Annotated in this window: 13 protein-coding genes; 4 read left to right on the forward strand and 9 right to left on the reverse strand. The window is 67.1% G+C overall.

What is annotated here, in order from left to right; genetic code table 11:
* Positions 1-3: 3 nt before the first annotated feature.
* The 5 genes from NKF06_RS03995 to NKF06_RS04015 all read right to left on the reverse strand — a co-directional run bounded on the left by NKF06_RS03995 (position 4) and on the right by NKF06_RS04015 (position 5,826).
* Positions 4-297: a PRC-barrel domain-containing protein gene (locus tag NKF06_RS03995; protein ID WP_007274456.1), complete on the reverse strand. Its 294-nt coding sequence runs from the start codon at positions 295-297 to the stop codon at positions 4-6.
* Between the two features lie 171 nt (positions 298-468).
* The gene (locus NKF06_RS04000) at positions 469-2,670 is read right to left on the reverse strand and encodes an LUD domain-containing protein (RefSeq protein ID WP_253244586.1); all 2,202 of its coding nucleotides are present in this window, start codon (positions 2,668-2,670) and stop codon (positions 469-471) included.
* Positions 2,663-3,166, reverse strand: coding sequence for an LUD domain-containing protein (locus tag NKF06_RS04005; protein WP_253244587.1), 504 nt, complete (start codon positions 3,164-3,166; stop codon positions 2,663-2,665). Before NKF06_RS04005 ends, NKF06_RS04000 begins: the two co-directional genes overlap by 8 nt.
* Positions 3,167-3,244: 78 nt before the next feature.
* Positions 3,245-5,062 carry an Nramp family divalent metal transporter gene (locus tag NKF06_RS04010; RefSeq protein ID WP_253244588.1) on the reverse strand — a complete coding sequence of 606 codons (1,818 nt, stop codon included), beginning with the start codon at positions 5,060-5,062 and terminating at the stop codon, positions 3,245-3,247.
* A gap of 122 nt (positions 5,063-5,184) precedes the next feature.
* The gene (locus tag NKF06_RS04015; protein ID WP_253244589.1) at positions 5,185-5,826 is read right to left on the reverse strand and encodes an HTH domain-containing protein; all 642 of its coding nucleotides are present in this window, start codon (positions 5,824-5,826) and stop codon (positions 5,185-5,187) included.
* Between the two features lie 371 nt (positions 5,827-6,197).
* Between NKF06_RS04015 and NKF06_RS04020 the strand changes: the two genes are divergently transcribed.
* The 3 genes from NKF06_RS04020 to NKF06_RS04030 all read left to right on the forward strand — a co-directional run bounded on the left by NKF06_RS04020 (position 6,198) and on the right by NKF06_RS04030 (position 12,139).
* Positions 6,198-7,910, forward strand: coding sequence for an L-lactate permease (locus tag NKF06_RS04020; RefSeq protein WP_253244590.1), 1,713 nt, complete (start codon positions 6,198-6,200; stop codon positions 7,908-7,910).
* Between the two features lie 200 nt (positions 7,911-8,110).
* Complete coding sequence (locus NKF06_RS04025; protein WP_253244591.1) at positions 8,111-11,191, forward strand: FAD-binding and (Fe-S)-binding domain-containing protein; 3,081 nt, start codon at positions 8,111-8,113, stop codon at positions 11,189-11,191.
* Between the two features lie 159 nt (positions 11,192-11,350).
* Positions 11,351-12,139, forward strand: a complete 789-nt coding sequence (locus NKF06_RS04030; RefSeq protein WP_309142104.1) for a CBS domain-containing protein — start codon at positions 11,351-11,353, stop codon at positions 12,137-12,139.
* Between the two features lie 45 nt (positions 12,140-12,184).
* Here NKF06_RS04030 and NKF06_RS04035 read toward each other — a convergent pair whose 3' ends face one another.
* From NKF06_RS04035 to NKF06_RS04050, 4 genes are all read right to left on the reverse strand, one after another.
* A complete protein-coding gene (locus tag NKF06_RS04035; RefSeq protein ID WP_253244593.1) occupies positions 12,185-13,309 on the reverse strand; it encodes a pyridoxal phosphate-dependent aminotransferase in 1,125 nt (374 codons plus the stop codon).
* A gap of 70 nt (positions 13,310-13,379) precedes the next feature.
* Positions 13,380-14,168, reverse strand: a complete 789-nt coding sequence (locus NKF06_RS04040; RefSeq protein ID WP_253244594.1) for a helix-turn-helix domain-containing protein — start codon at positions 14,166-14,168, stop codon at positions 13,380-13,382.
* A 234-nt stretch (positions 14,169-14,402) separates the two neighbouring features.
* Positions 14,403-14,924 carry a GIY-YIG nuclease family protein gene (locus NKF06_RS04045; RefSeq protein WP_253244595.1) on the reverse strand — a complete coding sequence of 174 codons (522 nt, stop codon included), beginning with the start codon at positions 14,922-14,924 and terminating at the stop codon, positions 14,403-14,405.
* A 22-nt stretch (positions 14,925-14,946) separates the two neighbouring features.
* Positions 14,947-15,378, reverse strand: a complete 432-nt coding sequence (locus NKF06_RS04050; protein WP_253244596.1) for a DUF393 domain-containing protein — start codon at positions 15,376-15,378, stop codon at positions 14,947-14,949.
* A 106-nt stretch (positions 15,379-15,484) separates the two neighbouring features.
* Between NKF06_RS04050 and NKF06_RS04055 the strand changes: the two genes are divergently transcribed.
* Positions 15,485-17,830, forward strand: coding sequence for a DEAD/DEAH box helicase (locus NKF06_RS04055; RefSeq protein WP_253244597.1), 2,346 nt, complete (start codon positions 15,485-15,487; stop codon positions 17,828-17,830).
* Positions 17,831-17,924: the final 94 nt, after the last annotated feature.

The raw sequence follows: 17,924 nt of genomic DNA on the forward strand, positions 1-17,924 counted from the left end.
ACGTCAGACGACGAGCGACTCTTCGTCTTCTTCGGGATTCTTCAGGCGCTCGATGACATCGTTGATGAGAATGACGTCACCGACGGCGCGGACCCACCGATACGGGATGAGAACGCCCTTCCCGGGTTCGATTTGATTGCGGAACAGTTCGTCGTTCAGCGCCGTCAACGCGAGACCGGTGACCGTCTCGTGGTCCAGGTCGAGGCGGACGTCTTCGACTTCGCCGACGAACACACCGTTGTTCGAGTAGACCTCCCGGCCTACGAGCGTCGTAATCTCTTCGGGCGTCCCGTCCATATCCGCCAACATGGGATGCCGGGTCTTAATTGTTCGTAGCCCGCGACTCGGGCCGCAGACACGCGGCAGACGGGCGTCCGACGCCGGCGGGAAATCGCCGGATAGTGTCGTGATATTCCGTTGAAAGGAGGCGTTCGAGCCGTCGGCCGCGACGGCTCGTTCTCGAGGGCGTTACAGCCGCGGCGCGACCAGTTGAATCGGGTGTTGCGTCGGCCGGCTGAGCAGCGAATCGAGCTGTTCGAGACAGGAGGTCCCGCTGGCGACGACGGTGCGGTCTCTGTTCTCGTCGGTCTGGAACTGCCCCTGTAGCTCGGAGCCAACGTCGACGCTGAGTTCGTAGTACTCCGACTTGTAGCCGAACGAACCGGCCATGCCGCAGCACTCCACGTCAGAGGTGGCAACGTCGTAGCCGAGGTCCGACAGGACCGCCTCGGTGTGGCCCTCGAGGCCGAGGGTGCGCTGTTGGCAGTGGCTGTGGTAAGCGACGCCCTCGCCCTCGCTCGTCGAGAGCGCGTCGGCGTCCGCACCGTGTTCGAGCAGGCCGAAGACGTACTCCATGACCTCGTAGCTGGCCTCGGAGATGCGCTCGAAGGACTTCTCGGGGAGGAACTTCTCGTACTCGGTTCGGAACATCGCGAGGTCCGAGGGCTCGATGACGACGATGTCGCGGCCGTCGTCGATGTGCTCCGCGAGGCCGGCGTACACGTCGTGAGCGTGGTCCTCCGCGGTCGCAATCATGCCCTGCGAGAGTGGGGCGCGGCCCGACGAGCGAACGTCGGGGACGATTACGTCGACACCGAGGGCTTCGAGGGTGCGGACGGCGGCCTTCCCGCGTTCGACCTGCACGTGGTTCGTGTACACGTCGGGGTAGAGCACGGCGGTCCGGACCGGGTCGTCGACCCGCGAAGTTCGGTTCTCGAACCAGTCTTTCAGCGTCTCGCGCTGGAAGGCGGGGAGCTCGCGGCGGGCGTCGATACCGAGGAACCGTTCCATGATGTCGCGGGAGACGCCGAGGCCGGCGGCCCAGTTGGAGACGGGCGCGAAGAAGCTCCCGACCTTCGCGGCCGTCTCGAAGTTGCCGAAGAAGCGCTTCTGGAGGCTGACGCCGCCGGGTTCCTCGTCGGGGGTGAGCCCCTCGACGAGCCAGTCGAGTTCGGACACCTCGCCGCGGTTGACTCGGTCGCGGACGACCGTGTTTATCCACGGGATGTCGATTTCGACCGGGCAGGCGGTGGTACACCGGCTACAGCCGGTACAGAGGTCGTTGAACTCCGCGGCGCTGTCGAGACCCTCGACACCGGCTTCCCAGCCGGTGCCGATGCCGCCGGAGTAGGTCTCGCCGCCGAAGGCGTGGCCGCCGACGTGCTGGAAGTTGGCGCAGACGTTGGAACACGCCGAACACCGGATGCAGTAGAGCGTCTCGCGCAGTTGGTCGTCCTCGCGCATGTCGAACCGCCCGTTGTCGATGAGGACGAGGTGGAAGTCGCGGTCCGTCTCGGTCGCCGAAAGCGGCGTGTCCGGGGCGTCGAAGTCGACGGTCGGCGACTCGACCGGCGGGGTCAGAAGCGAGATGTAGGAGGTGATGTCCTGTCCCGTCCCCGACTTGCCGATGAGTTCGACGAAGGGACGGAGGTCCTCGACGGTCGGAATGACCTTCTCGACGCCGGCGACCGCGACGTGCGTGTCGGGCACGACGGCCGTCTTCCGGGCGTTGCCCTCGGAAGTGACGAGCGCCATCGTCCCGGTGTCGGCGGTGATGAAGTTCGCGCCAGTCATCCCCACGTCCGCGCCCTCGATGAGTTCGCCGAGCTGTTCGCGGGCGAACATCGTGAGTTCCTCCGCGGTTTCGAGGGGCTCGTCGGGCTCGAACGTCTCGTTGAACAGGTCGGCGATGGCCTCCCGCGACTTGTGGATGGCGGGCGCGACGATGTGCGACGGCGACTCGTCTGCGACCTGCAGGACCCACTCGCCGAGGTCGGTCTCGACCACGTCGATGTCGGCGGCCTCGAGGTCCTCGTTGACCTCTATCTCCTCGGAGGTCATCGACTTCGACTTGACGACGCGCTCGGCCTCCTTGTCCTCGCAGACCTCGCGGATGTACTGGTTCGCGTCGGCCGCGTCGTCGGCGATGTAGAGCGTGCCGCCGTTCGATTCGACCGTCTCGCGCAACTGATCGATGAGTTCGGGGAGGCGCTCGATGGCGTCTTCCTTGATGGCCCGCGCTTCGGACTTCAGCCCCTCGTAGTCGTCGAGCGTCTGGACCGACTGGTAGCGCCCCTCGTTGAATCCGCGGGTGCTCGTGCCGACGGCGTCGCCCTCGGTCTCCATCAGCTGTCGGATCTTCGCCGCCTTGGTCTCGCGCGCCTTACTCATCGAGAATCACCACGTGGACTTCCTTCGGACCGTGCGCACCTTTCACCAGCGCGCCCATGTCGGCGGTGGCGCTGGGGCCGGTGGCGATGATGGCCGAGGAGTGCCCCGTGCGGAACTCCTCGCCCAGCCAGTCGAACGCCTCGGGCATGCCGGGGACGATGTCCGACCGCCGGAGGACGGCGACGTGGAGGTCGCCGAACAGACTCACCGGCTCGATGCCGTCGGGCGTGCCCTGCACGACGACGCTGCCGTAGTCCGCGATGCCCAGTCCGGCCGCCGTGATACCGGCGTTCGCCTCGCAGAGGTCCGCGGGGGTCGGGTCCGTGTTCACCCATTCGGGGAGGTCGACGCCGTCGTACGGGAGGTCAACGCCGATAGTCTGGTCCGAACAGAGTCCTTCGAGCACGTCTGCCAGCCCATCGGGAGACGCGTGTGTCCAGCCTACTTCGAGTCGTTCGAGGGAGTCCTCGAACGTCGCAACCGTGCCGGTTGACATACGTTGAGCTAGCGCGTTCTACATAATCGTTCTTCGGGTTCAGACACCCCGCTGTCGGTTAATTATGAAGGATAGGAGTCAGGAAAATCGGCCGGCCGCCTCGTCGGCGTCGGCGACCGTTCCCACCGCGTCGCGCTTGCCGGCGGCGGACTTCGTCACCGCGTAGGCCTGCACGACGAAGTAGCCCGCCCAGAGGAGGTAGCCGCCGGTCCCGCTCCCGAGGACCGTCGGGACCGTCCGGAACGTCTCGAGACCGATGGTGGTCAGCCACGTCCCGACGAGGAGGACGCTGAAGTAGCCATAGAAGCCCGTCGCCCACCACATGCCGACGACCCGCGCCCAGCCGGGTTGGATGTGTTCGGGGAGCCGAGTCGTGTTCATCACGAGGACGAGCGCGGTGTAGGGCCACATCATCACGCCGGACATCGCGGCCCCGACGACGAGGAAGAAAAACGGCTCTTGGCCCTCGAACGGTGAACTAAACAGGAGGATAATGACGACGCCCCAGACGCAGAAGGCGGTGAGGAGCCGCCAGAACAGTTTCGGGAGGTCCCAGCCGGCCTCTCGGCCGTAGGACTCGTAGAGGGCGTCGGCGCTGTTACGGACGAACGACTCGACAATGGCGTACTCGGTGGTAAAGAGCGCGACGAAGAGAACGGCGAAGACGAGAAAGGAACCGACCGGACCGAGCAGCGGGACGACGTCGCCGAGCCACATCTGGATGGCGTTGGCGGTCGACCCCGACGCGTAGCGGATGGCCACGCTCATCAGCGCGGGGGCGACGAGGAGCAAACCGAACACGAACGTCAGGAGGTGTTCGAGTTGGACGACGCGCCACCAGCCGCGCCAGCGGCGGAGGTTCGTCAGCGTCGGGCGGAACGCGAACCCGTCGCGCTCGATGGGTTCGGGGTCGTCACCGCGCAGCGGGTTCTTCACGCGCCCCTGATAGTTGCCCATGCCGTAGCCCTTCTCCCGCATCCAGAGGCTCTGCGAGAGGTTCAGATAGCCGCCCGCGCCGGCGAAGGCGAGGCCACCGAGGAAGACCGCGATGTCGAGCCCCTCGGGGAGCGTTCCGACCGACCCCGCGGCCGCGGGCAGGTCCGCGAACTCGACCCACGAGCCGGTGACGGCGACGAGCAACAGGGCCGCGCCGATGGCGACGAACAGGAGGCCGATTTGGAACACCTCGACGGCGTTGTACATGACCGACGACACCTGGTACGAGAGCCAGATGACGCCCATGAGGGCGGCGGCGACGAGTTTCCACGTCGCGAGCGACGCGCCGAAGAGCGCGACCGACCCGTCGAGTCCGAGCGCCGTCGTGGCGACCTGCGCCGCGCCGGCGGCCCACCCCGGCCACCCGAGGCTGATGAGGCCGCCGACGAGGAACGCCCACGGCCAGTACGACCCCACGCGTGCGAACGCGCGGAAAATACTCTCGCCGGTGGCGAGCGTCCAGCGCTGAAGCTCCGTGTTGATGAGGAACTGCGTGAAGACGCCGACGACGAACGCCCAGAAGACCCCCCAGCCGTACTGCGCGGTCAACACGGGCCAAAAGAGCGTCTCGCCGCTCCCGAGCGACGCCCCGAGCATGATGGCCGAGGGACCGACGACGTGGCCGACGCGGGGAACCCGCGGGAGGTCGGCGAGGCGGAACGACCCGCCCTCACCCGACTCGGGGTAGTCGTCCGAGTCGTCCGACTCCTCCAACTCCTCGTAGCAAAGTGGGAGATACCAGGTACCGCGGTACTGTTTTCCCTCGACTTCGGAGGCGTAGACGTCGTCACCGCCAGCGACGCTCGGTTCCGTCGAGGGCGCGGATTCCGAGGGTTCCGCGTTGGAGTCGTCTGAACCGGCGGATGTGTCCGCGTCTGAACCGGGGCGACCGTCGCTCACGAGCGGCCACACTCCGAGACGGAACTCTCAGACGACGAATCGCTTGACATCGATGCGTTTGCCGGAATTGTGGCCCGATAGTGTATAAATTCGTAGGGTGAGAGCCACGTTCGAAAATCGGACTACCCGCCGAGGAAGTGCCAGATGTGGCCGCGCTCTTCCGGCGGGTCGACGCCGGGCAGTTGCTTGAGCGCCGGTTGAATAGCGTTCCACCAGCCCTCGGCGGACTCGAAGCCGGCGGGGTAGTCGCGGTACACGTCCCGCAGGAAGTCCGCCTTTTTCGCCTCCGGATGGTCGGTGAGGTACTGGTACGCCGCCGACAGCGCCTCGCGGCGGGCGTCGAGCATCGGGCCGCTCCCCGGCAGGTCGGCGCGCTCGATGGCGGACGAGACGGCGGGCGGGTGGTCGAGGCCGTCAGAGTCGTCGGCCTCGCCCGTGGCCGCGGTTTCAGGGGATGAGTCCGGGGCCGTCGAAGCCGCGGCCCGCCCCGCGGCCGAGTCCGCGTCGGCGACCATCGGAATCCAGAACACCCGGCTCCGAGCGCCGACTTTCCGGGTGGCGAGGTCGCCGCGTTCTTCGAGTTCGTTCAGTTTGTTGTGCGCGGTGCGCCGCGAGCAGTCGAGCGCCTCCATCACGTCGGTGGCGGTGAGGGGTCGAGCGGCGTCGTCGCGCTCCTCGAACACATCCAAGACGGCGTCCAGCGAGATTCGTCCCACGTACTGTCCGTGCTCGTTTCGGGAGCGCGCGCGAGACTCATCTTCCATGATATGTCCTTTCCACACGACTGCATAAGCCTTTACACACGAGTGTACCACCGATTCAGTCGTGTGTTATGGCCGAGAAACACGTATGAAGTGGCCGTTTCGGGGCTCGTTTTTCCGATTTCGCTCCGAACCCGAACAGACAGGATAGACCATGAGGGACAAGAAATCGGCGTTTAATCGCGTATTTGGCGCGTTATCCACGAGTGTACTGGATTCCGTACTCCGGAGAAGACGGCCCCAACCGATCTGTCAGGAATAGCGACGAACGATAGATATATATCACAAAAGTTGTGTAGCGGATTCCACGATGCACCGCATCAGGCACGAATCTGGAACGGCACAGGCTGGAACGAACTGTGGGAGTGTGCGGCATGGTTAGCGCAACCGACGCGCTCATCGCCCTGCTCCCGCTCATCACCATCGCCTATCTGATGGTCGGGCGGTACTGGCCCGCGACGCGGGCGATGCCCGTCGCGTGGCTCGTCGCAATCGGGGCCGGCGTCCTCGGCTGGGGCATGACACCGCAGTGGATTATCGCGTCGACCATCAACGGCTTCATCACCGCCTCGAACATCCTGTACATCGTCTTCGGAGCTATCTTGCTCCTGTACACGCTCAAGCAGACGGGCGCGTTCGACGCCATCAACAACGGCTTCGCCTCCATCAGCGAGGATCGCCGCGTGCAGGTCGTCCTGCTGGTGTTCCTCATGGGCTCGTTCATCGAGGCGGCCGCCGGCTTCGGCACGCCCGCGGCAATCGTCGGCCCGCTCCTCGTGGGTCTCGGCTTCCCGCCGCTCGCGGCCGTCGTGGTCGCGCTGACGGGGAACCTCATGGCTATCACCTTCGGCGCGGTCGGCACGCCGCTCATCATCGGGATGATAGACATCTTCGACGACGTGCCGGTCATCACGAACGCGCTCGACGCGCAGGGTATGGGCGTCGAACAGTGGGTGTCCGAAATCGCCGTCTTCGCGGCGATGAACCACGTCGTCGTCGGCGTCGTGCTCCCCTTCATCGGCGTCGCCATGATGACGCGCTTCTTCGGCGAGGAACGCTCTATCAAACCGGCGCTCGAAGTGCTTCCGCTCACGCTGTTCGCGTGGGCGTCCTTCTCGGTGCCGTACTTCCTCACGGCCTACTTCCTCGGACCGGTGTTCCCCGGCCTCGTCGGCGCGATGGTCGGACTGCTGCTCACCGTCTCCGCGCTCAAGGCCGGCTTCTTCCACCCCGACGAGGAGTGGGACTTCGCACCGCAGACCGAGTGGCCCGACCACTGGGTCGGCGACATCCAACCCGGCGAGACGAGCAAACGCGGCGGCGCGGTCGCTGCTGACGGGGGCGTCGCCCAGCAGATGTCGCTCTGGAAGGCGTGGACGCCGTACGTCCTCGTCGCGGCCCTGCTCGTCGTCACCCGCGTGTTCGACCCGCTGACGAGTTTCCTCACGTCGAATCTCGTCTTCGAGTACGCCGACATCTGGGGCACGGGGCTGACCGGCGACTTCCAGTTGCTCTACCTGCCCGGCGCGGTGTTCCTCGTGGTCCACCTCGTCACCATCGGTCTCCACGACATGGACGCGAAACAGGTCAAAGCGACGTGGGCCGAGACCGCCGAGAAAGTCATGCCGGCGGTCATCGCGCTGCTGTTCGCCGTGGCGACCGTCCAGATAATGCTCCAGTCGGGTAACGCGACGGGCACCGACAGCATGCTCATCGTCCTCTCGGAGGGGATGGCCGGCATCGCGGGCGGTGCCTACCCGTTCTTCGCCGCCTTCGTGGGCGCGTTCGGCGCGTTCCTCGCGGGGTCGAACACCGTCTCCGACATCCTGTTCGGCACCTTCCAGTACGGCGTCGCCGACCAGATCGGCACGTCGAAGACCGTCATGCTGGGCGCGCAGGCGGTCGGCGGGGCCATCGGCAACCTCATCGCCGTCCACAACGTCGTCGCCGCGCTCGCGGTCGTCGGCCTCGTCGGCGAGGAGGGCCGCGTCATCCGCCTCGAACTCATCCCGCTTCTGTACTACGGGACCGCGACCGGCGTCCTCACGCTCCTGTTCAGTTACGTGCTGTTCCCGGGCGTGTTCTGACCGGTCGGCGCTCCCGACTCGGAGCGGCCTGACTCGTCCCGTGTTGCGCCGTCCCGGCCCGGACTGACTCAGACTGACCCGACCCGACTCGGTTCGGGTCGCGAATCGACTCGCAAACTACCCGCGCGCGACCCGGAGCGACACCCGTCACCGGGTGTCTTTATCCGTTCACGCAAACCGACATACGACAGAGCTAATCAATGGCATCCAACACGCACGAACCGGCCACCGACCCCGCGCTCGCTGGCGATTACGACTACGTCAGCGACGACGTCGAGCGGCCGGGGCTGGTCGAAGACCTCGAATCCCTCGTCGAGGGCGACGTGCGCTTCGACTCCTACACGAGAACGCTGTACGCGACCGACGCGTCGGCCTACGAGCAAGTCCCCATCGGCGTCGTCATGCCGACCTCGACGGCCGACGTGGCGGCGGTGATGGAGTACTGCGCCGACCGCGAGATTCCCGTCCTCCCCCGCGGCGGCGGCACGAGCCTCGCCGGCCAGACCGTCAACGAGGCCGTCGTCCTCGACCTCGCCCGCCACATGGGCGGTGTCGAGGAAATCGACCCCGAGGCGCGGACGGCCACGGCTGAAGCGGGCGTCCGCCTCGGCGAACTCAACGAGGAACTCGCCCCCCACGGCCTGAAGTTCGCGCCCGACCCGGCGTGGGGCGACCGCTCCGCGCTCGGCGGCGCAATCGGCAACAACTCCACCGGCTCGCACTCGCTGAAGTACGGCAAGACCGACTACTACATCGAGGAGCTGGAACTCGTCCTCGCGGACGGCACGGTGACGACGTTCGGCGAGGTGAGCGTCGACGAACTCCGCGAGTCCGGCGACCCCGACGGCGACCTCGAAGCCCGAATCTACGCGGAGGTCGCGCGGATACTCGACGAGGAGGCCGACGAGATTTCCGAGCGCTTCCCCGACCTGAAGCGCAACGTCTCGGGCTACAACCTCGACATGCTCGTCGACGAGATGCGCGGCGAGCGACGCACGCCCGACGACGCGGGCATCGACGAGGACTGGGAGGCCGGCCGCGTCAACCTCGGTCGGCTCATCGCCGGGAGCGAGGGCACGCTCGGCATCGTGACGAAGGCGACCGTCTCGCTGGAGGAGATTCCGAACACCGCGTCGGTGGCGCTTCTCACCTACGACGACGTCATCGACGCGATGCACGACGTCGCGCCCATCCTTGAACACGAGCCCGCGGCCGTCGAGGTCATGGACGACGTGTTGCTCGACCTCGCGCGCGACACCGCCGAGTTCGCCGACGTGGTCGGCATGCTCCCCGAAGGCACGGACTCGACGCTCCTCGTGGAGTTCTACGCCGACTCCGACGAGGCCGGCAAACAGAAGGTGGCGAACCTCATCGAAGACCGCGTCATCGACCCCGACGGGACCGAGTTCGACCCCGACGAGGGCTCGGCCTCGGTGACAGAAACGGAGCGCCGCGCGACCGACTTCATGGAGGCCCACGACGCAGACACCCGCGCGAAGTTCTGGAAGATGCGCAAGTCGGGGCTCCCGATTCTCCTCGGTCGGACGACCGACGAGAAGCACATCGCGTACATCGAGGACACCGCCATCCCGGCCGAGAACCTCCCGGCGTACGTCTCGGACTTCCAGGACATCCTCGACGAACACGACACCTTCGCCTCGTACTACGCCCACGCCGGACCGGGCGTGTTGCACATCCGCCCACTGGTCAACACGAAGACGGCCGAGGGCGTCGAGACGTTCGAGGCCATCGCCGACGAGGTGACGGACCTCGTCGTCAAGTACGGCGGCTCCGTCTCGGGCGAGCACGGCGACGGTCGCGCGCGGACCCAGTGGAACCGCAAACTGTACGGCGACCACCTCTGGAACGTCTTCCGCGACCTCAAGACCGCGTTCGACCCCGACTGGCTCCTGAACCCGGGGAACATCTGCGGCGACTACGACATGACCGAGAACCTCCGGTTTTCCCCCGACTACGAGTTCGACGCCGGCTTCGAACCGGCGCTGAACTGGGACAACGACAACGGGTTCGAGGGCATGGTCGAACTCTGCCACGGCTGTGCCGGCTGTCGCGGCCAGCAGTCCACGGTCGGCGGCGTGATGTGTCCGACGTTCCGCGCCGCCGAAGAGGAGATTCAGGCGACCCGCGGCCGCGCCAACATGCTCCGGCAGGCGATGAGCGGCGGTCTTCCGGAAGACGAGATGTTCACCGACGAGTTCGTCGACGAGGTGCTCGACCTCTGTGTCGGCTGTAAGGGCTGTTCGAAAGACTGCCCGAGCGAGGTCGACATGGCGAAGATGAAAGCCGAGGTCGTCCACGAGTACCACCAGCGCAACGGCTCCAGCCTCCGCGACAAGCTCTTTGCCAACATCGATTCGCTGTCCAAACTCGGGTCGGCGTTCGCCCCCCTCGCCAACGCGGCGACCAAGGTGCCGGGCGCGCGGACGGTCATGGAGAAGACCGTCGGCATCGCCAAGGAGCGCTCGCTCCCGAAATTCCATTCGACGAGTTTCGTTGACTGGTTCGAGGGTCGCGGATCGCCCGACATCCCCGAGGCGCAGGCCGACCGCAAGGTGCTGTTGTTCCCCGACACGTACACGAACTACAACCACCCCGAAGTCGGGAAGGCCGCCGTGAAGGCGCTGGAGGCCGCGAACGTCCACGTTCGGATTCCGGAGGGCGTCGCCGGCTCCGGCCGGCCGCCGCACTCGAAGGGCTTCCTCGACAAGGCCCGCGCCGACGCCGAACAGAACGTCGAGGTGCTCGCGCCCTACGTCGAGGAGGGCTGGGACATCGTCCTCTGTGAGCCCTCGGACGCGGTGATGTTCCAGTCGGACTACCTCGACCTGCTCTCCGGCGACGACGTGGAGGCCGTCGCGGCCAACGCCTACGGCGTCATGGAGTACGTCGACGCCTTCCGGCTGGACGAGTCGCTGTCGTTCCACCCGCAGGACGACTACCTGACCTACCACGGCCACTGCCACCAGAAGTCCACGAAGAAGGACCACCACGCGGTGGGCGTCCTCCGCCGCGCCGGCTTCGAGGTGGACCCGCTGGACTCGACGTGCTGCGGGATGTCCGGGTCGTTCGGCTACGAGGCCGAGCACTACTCCATGTCGAAGGCCATCGGGAACATCCTCGAAGGCCAAGTGGCCGAGAGCCCCGGCGACGTGGTCGTCGCGCCCGGCGCGTCCTGCCGGACGCAACTCGAAGACATGGACGGCGCGAACGACGACCCGCCGCACCCGGTCGAAGTGCTCGCGCGCGCCATCGACGCGTAAAAGCGGACGCCGCGGCGCGTCTCGGTGACTCGGCGGCGGCCGCGAGACGGACACGACGGCGGTCACCGTCTCTCCTCGTTTTTCGACGCAGATACGTTTAGGGCGCTCCGCGGCCAACCGCGGGACGACCGAGATGCGAGTGAACCACCAATGACACCGATGGAACTCGACGACGTGCGTGTCGACGCGTACATGACGACCGACGTGGAGACCGTCGGCCCCGACGCGTGGGTCACCGACGTGGTCGACCGACTCAAGGCGGGGCCGCAGTACGGCGGGCTCCCGGTCGTCGACGGCGACGACCACCTCCTCGGGTTCGTCGGCGCGATAGACCTCTTGGAGGTCAACGGCGACGTGCGGGTCGAGTCGGTGATGAGCCGCGACCTCGTGGTCGTCCGCCCGGAGATGACGGTGAAGAACGCCGCGCGCGTCATCTTCCGCACCGGCCACCAGTTCCTCCCCGTCGTCGACGACGACCGGGTGCTGCTCGGCCTCTTTTCGAACGGCGACGCGGTGCGGAGCCAGATCGAACGGACGACGCCTTCGAAGGTCCAGAGCACCCGCGAGATGCTCGAACGGACCCACGACGCGTCCATCGGCGTCGCCGAGCGAGAGGTCACAGTCGACTCGCTGATTCCGACCCAACGGGAGGTGTACGGCGACGAGCTCGAAGGCCGGAAGTACGAGCTCCAGAACGGTCTCGCGGAGCCGCTCATCGTCGTCTCCCACGGTCCCGAAACGCTCCTCGTCGACGGCCACCACCGGGCGATGGCCGCAGATCGGCTCGACATCGACCGGATGCTCGCGCACGTTCTCACGGTCTCGCCGGAGGAAGTCGGCGAGTTGGGTCTGCGCCGAATGGCTCGCCTCGGCGGCCTCCAATCGCTCGCTGACGTGGAGGTCAACGACTACCTCCAGCACCCGCTCATCGAGAAGACCGAGCAGTAGGGCGGGAGCGACGCCGGAGGGTGCGAGTCGGAGCGGCGAGCCGAGTTACTCGGCGAGGTCGTCGAGCGCGTCGCCGAAGGCGGCGAGGCCGGCTTCCATCGCCTCGGGGTCGCCGCCGAGGGAGATGCGGAACGACTCCGGTGCGTCGAAGAAGCGACCGGGGACGACGAGCACGCCGCGGTCCCACGCGGCGTCCGCGACCGCGCCACCGTCGGCCAAGGCGTGGTCGAGGAAGGCGAACGTCCCGCCGGCGTGGATACGGCCGTCGAGTTCGTCGCGCTCGGCGACGAACGTGGCGAGGAGGTCGTGGTTCGCCGAGAGGTGCTCGCGGGCGGCGGCCTCTATCTCGTCGCCGTGGTGGAGTGCGCGCCGAGCGAGTTTAGTGCTCGGCTCGGCGACTGCGGGCAGGTACATCGACGCCGAGCGGGCGCGCTCGACGACTTCTTCGGGACCGATAATCCAGCCGACGCGGAGCCCACCGAGGCCGTAGAACTTCGTCAGCGATCCGGTGACGACGGTGTTGTCGAGGCCCGACGCCGTGATACCGCCGAAGGGACCGTCGGCGGCGGGGTCGACGAAGGGCGCGTACACCTCGTCGACGAGGAGGTAGCCACCGGCGTCGGCCGCGGCCGCTGCGACCTCGGCGAGTTCGGCGCGCGGCGTGAGCTTGCCCGATGGGTTGTGGCGGTTGGTGACGATAGCGTAGGCGAAGTCGTCTGTTGAGGCCCCGTCGAGGCGATGGGGTTCGAGCTCGTAGTCGTACTCGGGCGGGCGGACGAAGCGGTCGACGCGCGCGCCGAGCGCCTCGGAAGTGGCCACGAGCGGCTGGTAGCCGGGTTTTTCGACGAGCACCTGCGGGCGCGAGGCATCTTCGTCGTGGTCTTCGCCGCCATCGGTTGCGACGTCGAGCAGGGCGCAGGCGGCGAGGAAGTTCGCGTTCGTCGCGCCCGCGGTGACGAGGACCGACGACTCGGGGACGTCGTAGCGCGCCGCGAGCTGTCCGGTGAGCGTCGCGTCCTCGGGGTCAGCGCGTCCCGCGAGGGCCGGCGGGACGAGGTCGTCGCTGCGCCGGGACGACCCGAGGTCGCTCGTCGCGAGGTCGTGGGCGGCCTCGTCCGCCCGGTCGACAATCCACTCTAGATAGGGGATTTCTGGGAACGTCGTCGTCATTGGGACTCCTTCGCGGTGGCTCCCGTAAGTCGTTGGGGTCGCGCGGACATCGGCCGAGCGTGCGGGGTCGTCAGCTCTTGTCGACCGGCGGTCGGGGGAGCGGCGAGGCGTCCGCCTGACAGTCCTCGATTCGCTCTCTGGCCCACGACACCGCCGACAGTGACTCGTTGTAGATGATACCCGTGAGCCCGTGTTCGGAGTACGCGACCAGGAACGCGACGGGACCGTCCGGGAGGTCGGAGACGACGAGACTGTAGGGAAGCGATTCGACCGACCGGAGCGAAAAGGAGTTGACCGACCACGCCTCGGCGAGCTGCGGCCGGTAGGCGGTGATGAGCCGTTGGATCACGTCGTCGGTGGCGACGAGGTCGACCGGAGTACCGTCTTCGACGACTGCCCGGTAGTAGGCGTCGACCTGCGAGGGAAGCGCCCCACGGACGAAGCCGCGTATCGACGTCGAGCCCTCGACGAAGGACGTGAGCTTCGAGAGCGCGGGGCCGAGGCCGTCATCGGCGGCGACGACCTCACAGCCGTCGAGGAAGACCGGCGCGAGCGGCGCGTCCGAACTGAGCGAGTCGAGCACTGCGGCGGCCGCGTCGATGTCCTCCAGACACTCGACGAAGTTCGAGTACGTGTCGAGCGCCATTCGCCCGGCGAGCGTCGGGCGGTTGACGCGGTCGCTCGTCTCGACGAAACCCGCGCGCTCTAACTCGCGGAGGCCGCGGTCGACGGTCGAGCGCGACACCGGGAGCCCGCTCACGAGTTCCGCAGTGGTCCGAGGCTGGCGAACGACGGCCTCGAGCACGTCGGCCCGCGACGCGAGCACGTCGAACACCTCGTCAGCCTCGGACCGAACCATGTCGAACTACATGAACGTCGTACTACTTAAAGAACAGGAGAATCGAGCACAAGTATATAAAGAAACAATGTATTTATATACTCTAACTCACAGTGTGACTGAGTGATGCGATGGGTGAACTAAAGCGTGTAGCAGCAGTATGGGAGTGTGCCGGGGTGCCTCTGACAACCGGCTTTTCGTCCGATCCGGGGTGCCCGGTCCGGTTCGGGCGTCAGAGGGGGGAGACATCCCCCTTCACATTTTGCTTCGAAATGCTGCTTCGACGAGCGGTGTCGCCGTCTCGACCGAGTCACCGCGCGCGAGGTGCGCGTCGCACGAACAGTCCGACGAGCCGAAGCCATCGACGGCGGTCGCGCCGAGCGACGACGCCAGTTCGACCGCGACCGCGCATTCCACGTCGCGGTCGGTAACGCAGACGACGCGCGCGAGTTCGACGGCCGGATGGCCACCGAGGTAGTCGACGTGCCAATGGCGGGCGTCGTGGTCGCCGGCCGCGACGCGCCGGTGGCGGAGGACGCGTCGCAGTCCGCCCGTTCCGAACGCGCTGCCGACGTAGACGTAGGCACCGGCGGAAACGCGGTGCTCACCCAACGCGCCGACGTCGATGGTCGCCGCGGGCGCGTCGAAGACCAACGCGTACGTTCCGACGGGCGACCGAGAACCGAGGGCCAGCGGGTCGTCGTCGGTGCCGAGGACCGCGGGGTCGAGCGAGTGGACTGTCGGATTCTCGTCGGTCGGGTTCCTCGGGTCGCTCATCGAGTGACGAACGTGGCCCCGACTACGAAAGTTCGGCGGGTCTCGGTTCGGCGTTGTCGAGGAGGTCCGAAAACAGACCGGCTGCGTCGGCGTCGAGGTCGTAGACGCTGTGGACGTCGTCGGGGTCGCGGCCGCGGCCGCTGGCGGTGCCGACGACCTTCGCGATTCTGTCGTAATTGTCGCGGACGAGACTGCTGAGGAGGCCGGGCATCCCGGCTCGATCGGTGAGTTCCTTCGCGGCGGCGCGGCCGGCGTAGACGCGACTCTCCCGCCGGTCGACGAGGACCATGGCGAACGGCACGTCCGCGAACTGGGCGTCGAGGAACGCCTGCGCCGCGTCGTCGTACCACGAAATCGCTTCCACGTCGTCGAGGCGCTTCAGCGCCGACGCGGCGACCGAGCAGTAGGCGCACTCGCCGTCGTAGATGAGGACGGCATCCGCGGGTTCGTTCATAGGCTTCCGTCGGGACGCGAAGAACAAAAACGGCGTGGCTACTGTGACTCGTGCTACCACGACAGAACTGCGACAGCGTTAGGGCGGCCACGTCCACAGTAGGCGTGTGGACGACCTCATCGAGTGGTTCCGGACCAGACCGTACTACGAGGGGCAGATTCGATCCCACCGCCGGTTCGAAGCGCGCGAGCCCACCTTCGCCGACGTGGATCTCGAACCGCGACTGGCGTCGGCCCTCGAAGACCGCGGCATCGACCGGCTCTACCGGCATCAGGCCGAGGCGGTCGAGGCGGTCCGCGACGGGAACAACGTCGTCTTGGCGACGCGGACCGCGAGCGGCAAGAGCCTCGCGTACACCGTGCCGGCGTTCGAACGGGCGATGGACCACGGCGGCCGGACGCTCTATCTCGGCCCGCAGAACGCGCTCGTCGCCGACCAACTCGACACACTGTCGGACCTCGCGCGCGCCCTCGGCTTCGGCAGCCGCGTCTCGGTCGACCAGTACACCGGCCGGCTGTCGAAGTCGGAGAAACGCGAGGTCAGAAAGCGGATGCCGACGGTCCTGCTTTCGAATCCCGACATGGTTCACTACGCGCTGCTCCCGCACGCCCACCGGCTGTGGGAGTGGTTTTTCTCCTCGCTTGAGACGGTCGTCATCGACGAGGTCCACGGCTATCGCGGCGTGTTCGGGAGCCATGTCGCCCTGCTCATCCGCCGACTCAAGCGCGTCTGCGAGCGGTTCGGTGCCGACCCGCAGTTCGTCTGCTGTTCGGCCACCATCGGCAACCCCGTCGAGCACGCCGCGCGCATCACGGGCGAGCGAGAGGACTCCTTCGCGCTCGTGGACGAGGACACGAGCGGGACCGGCGAGACCAACTGGCTCCTCTGGAACCCGCCGGAGTACGACAACCCCGACGCCGGCAGGTCGGGGCGGCGGCGCTCGGGCCACGTCGAGACCAAGAACCTCTTCGTCGACCTCGTCGCGCGCGGTCACCAGACGCTGGCGTTCACCCGGGCTCGACAGGCCGCCGAGCGGTACGCCTCCGAGAGCGCGAGCGACCTCCGGAGTCGCGGCGAGCACGAACTCGCCGGCGAGGTGGCGGCGTATCAGGCCTCGCTGACCCACAACCGGCGGCGGGAAATCGAGGCCGGCCTGCACGACGGCGACATCGCGGGCGTCTGGAGCACCAACGCGCTCGAACTCGGCGTCGACGTGGGGGGTCTCGACGTGGTGCTCATCGACGGCTACCCCGGCACGCGGATGTCCGCGTGGCAACAGGCCGGGCGGGCGGGTCGCGGCGATAGACCCGCGCTCGTCGTCCTCGTCGGCGGCGAGGACCAACTCGACCAGTACCTGATGAACCACCCCGCCGAGTTCTTCGACGGTGACCCCGAACGCGCCGTCTCGGACCCGGAAAACGACCATCTCCTCCCCTCGCACGTCGCCTGTGCGGCCGCGGAGAACTGGCTCTCGACCGGAGACGAGTCGCACTTCGGCGGGTCGTTCCCCGGCGTCGTCTCCAACCTCGAAGCCGACGGGACGCTGGCGCGCCGGGAGACGGACGACGGCCTCCGGTGGACCCACAGCGGGAGCGAGAGCCCGCAGCACGCGATGAGCCTCCGGACCATCACCGACCGCGAGGTGCAACTGATGGACACGCGGAACAACGAGACCATCGCCACGCTCGCGTTCGACGACGCGCTTCGAGACGCCCACCCCGGCTCGGTCTACCACCATCAGGGCCAGACGTACGAGGTCGCGGAGCTGGATTTGGACCGCGACGTGGCCCGACTCCAGCCGACGTGGGCGGACTACTACACCCGAGTCCTCCACGACAAGCACATCACGGTCGAGCGGGACATCCTGTCGAAACCGCTGTCGGCGCGGTCCGACGTGGAGGTCCGGTTCGCGGAGGTGACGATGCGCAAGCAGATAACGGGGTTCGAGCGCCGCGACCCGAAACGCGGGACGACCATCGGCCAGCAACTGCTCGACCTCCCGGAGACGAGTCTGCGGACGAAGGCGCTGTACTTCACCGTGCCCGGCGACGTGGAATCGGAGATGCGCGAGCTATCGGGCGACCGCCCGGAGGGGCGCGACTACGGCTTCAACGGCGGCATCCACGCCGCGGAACACGGGATGATTTCGCTGTTTCCGCTCCGACTACTCTGTGACCGCGGCGACATCGGCGGGCTCTCGACGCCGTACCACGCCCACACCGACCAATCGACTATCTTCATCTACGACGGCCACCCCGGCGGGGTCGGCATCACGCGCGCCGGCTACGACATCGTGGAGGGGTTGATGCGACAGACCGCCGACCTGATTTCGGACTGCGACTGCGAGGACGGCTGTCCTTCCTGCGTGCAGTCGCCACAGTGCGGGAACGCGAACGACCCGCTGGCGAAGGATACGGCGGTCCTGCTGTTGGAGTCGCTGACCGGGACGTGAGCCTGAAGCAACGAGACGGGCATGAATCGCCCGCCCTCGCCGACTCGCCGACTTAATTATCACTAAATCACCATTTCAGGGCCGCTATTCCGAA

The organism is Haloferax sp. AB510, assembly GCF_024136985.1.
In the GTDB taxonomy this organism is placed as follows: Archaea; Halobacteriota; Halobacteria; order Halobacteriales; family Haloferacaceae; genus Haloferax.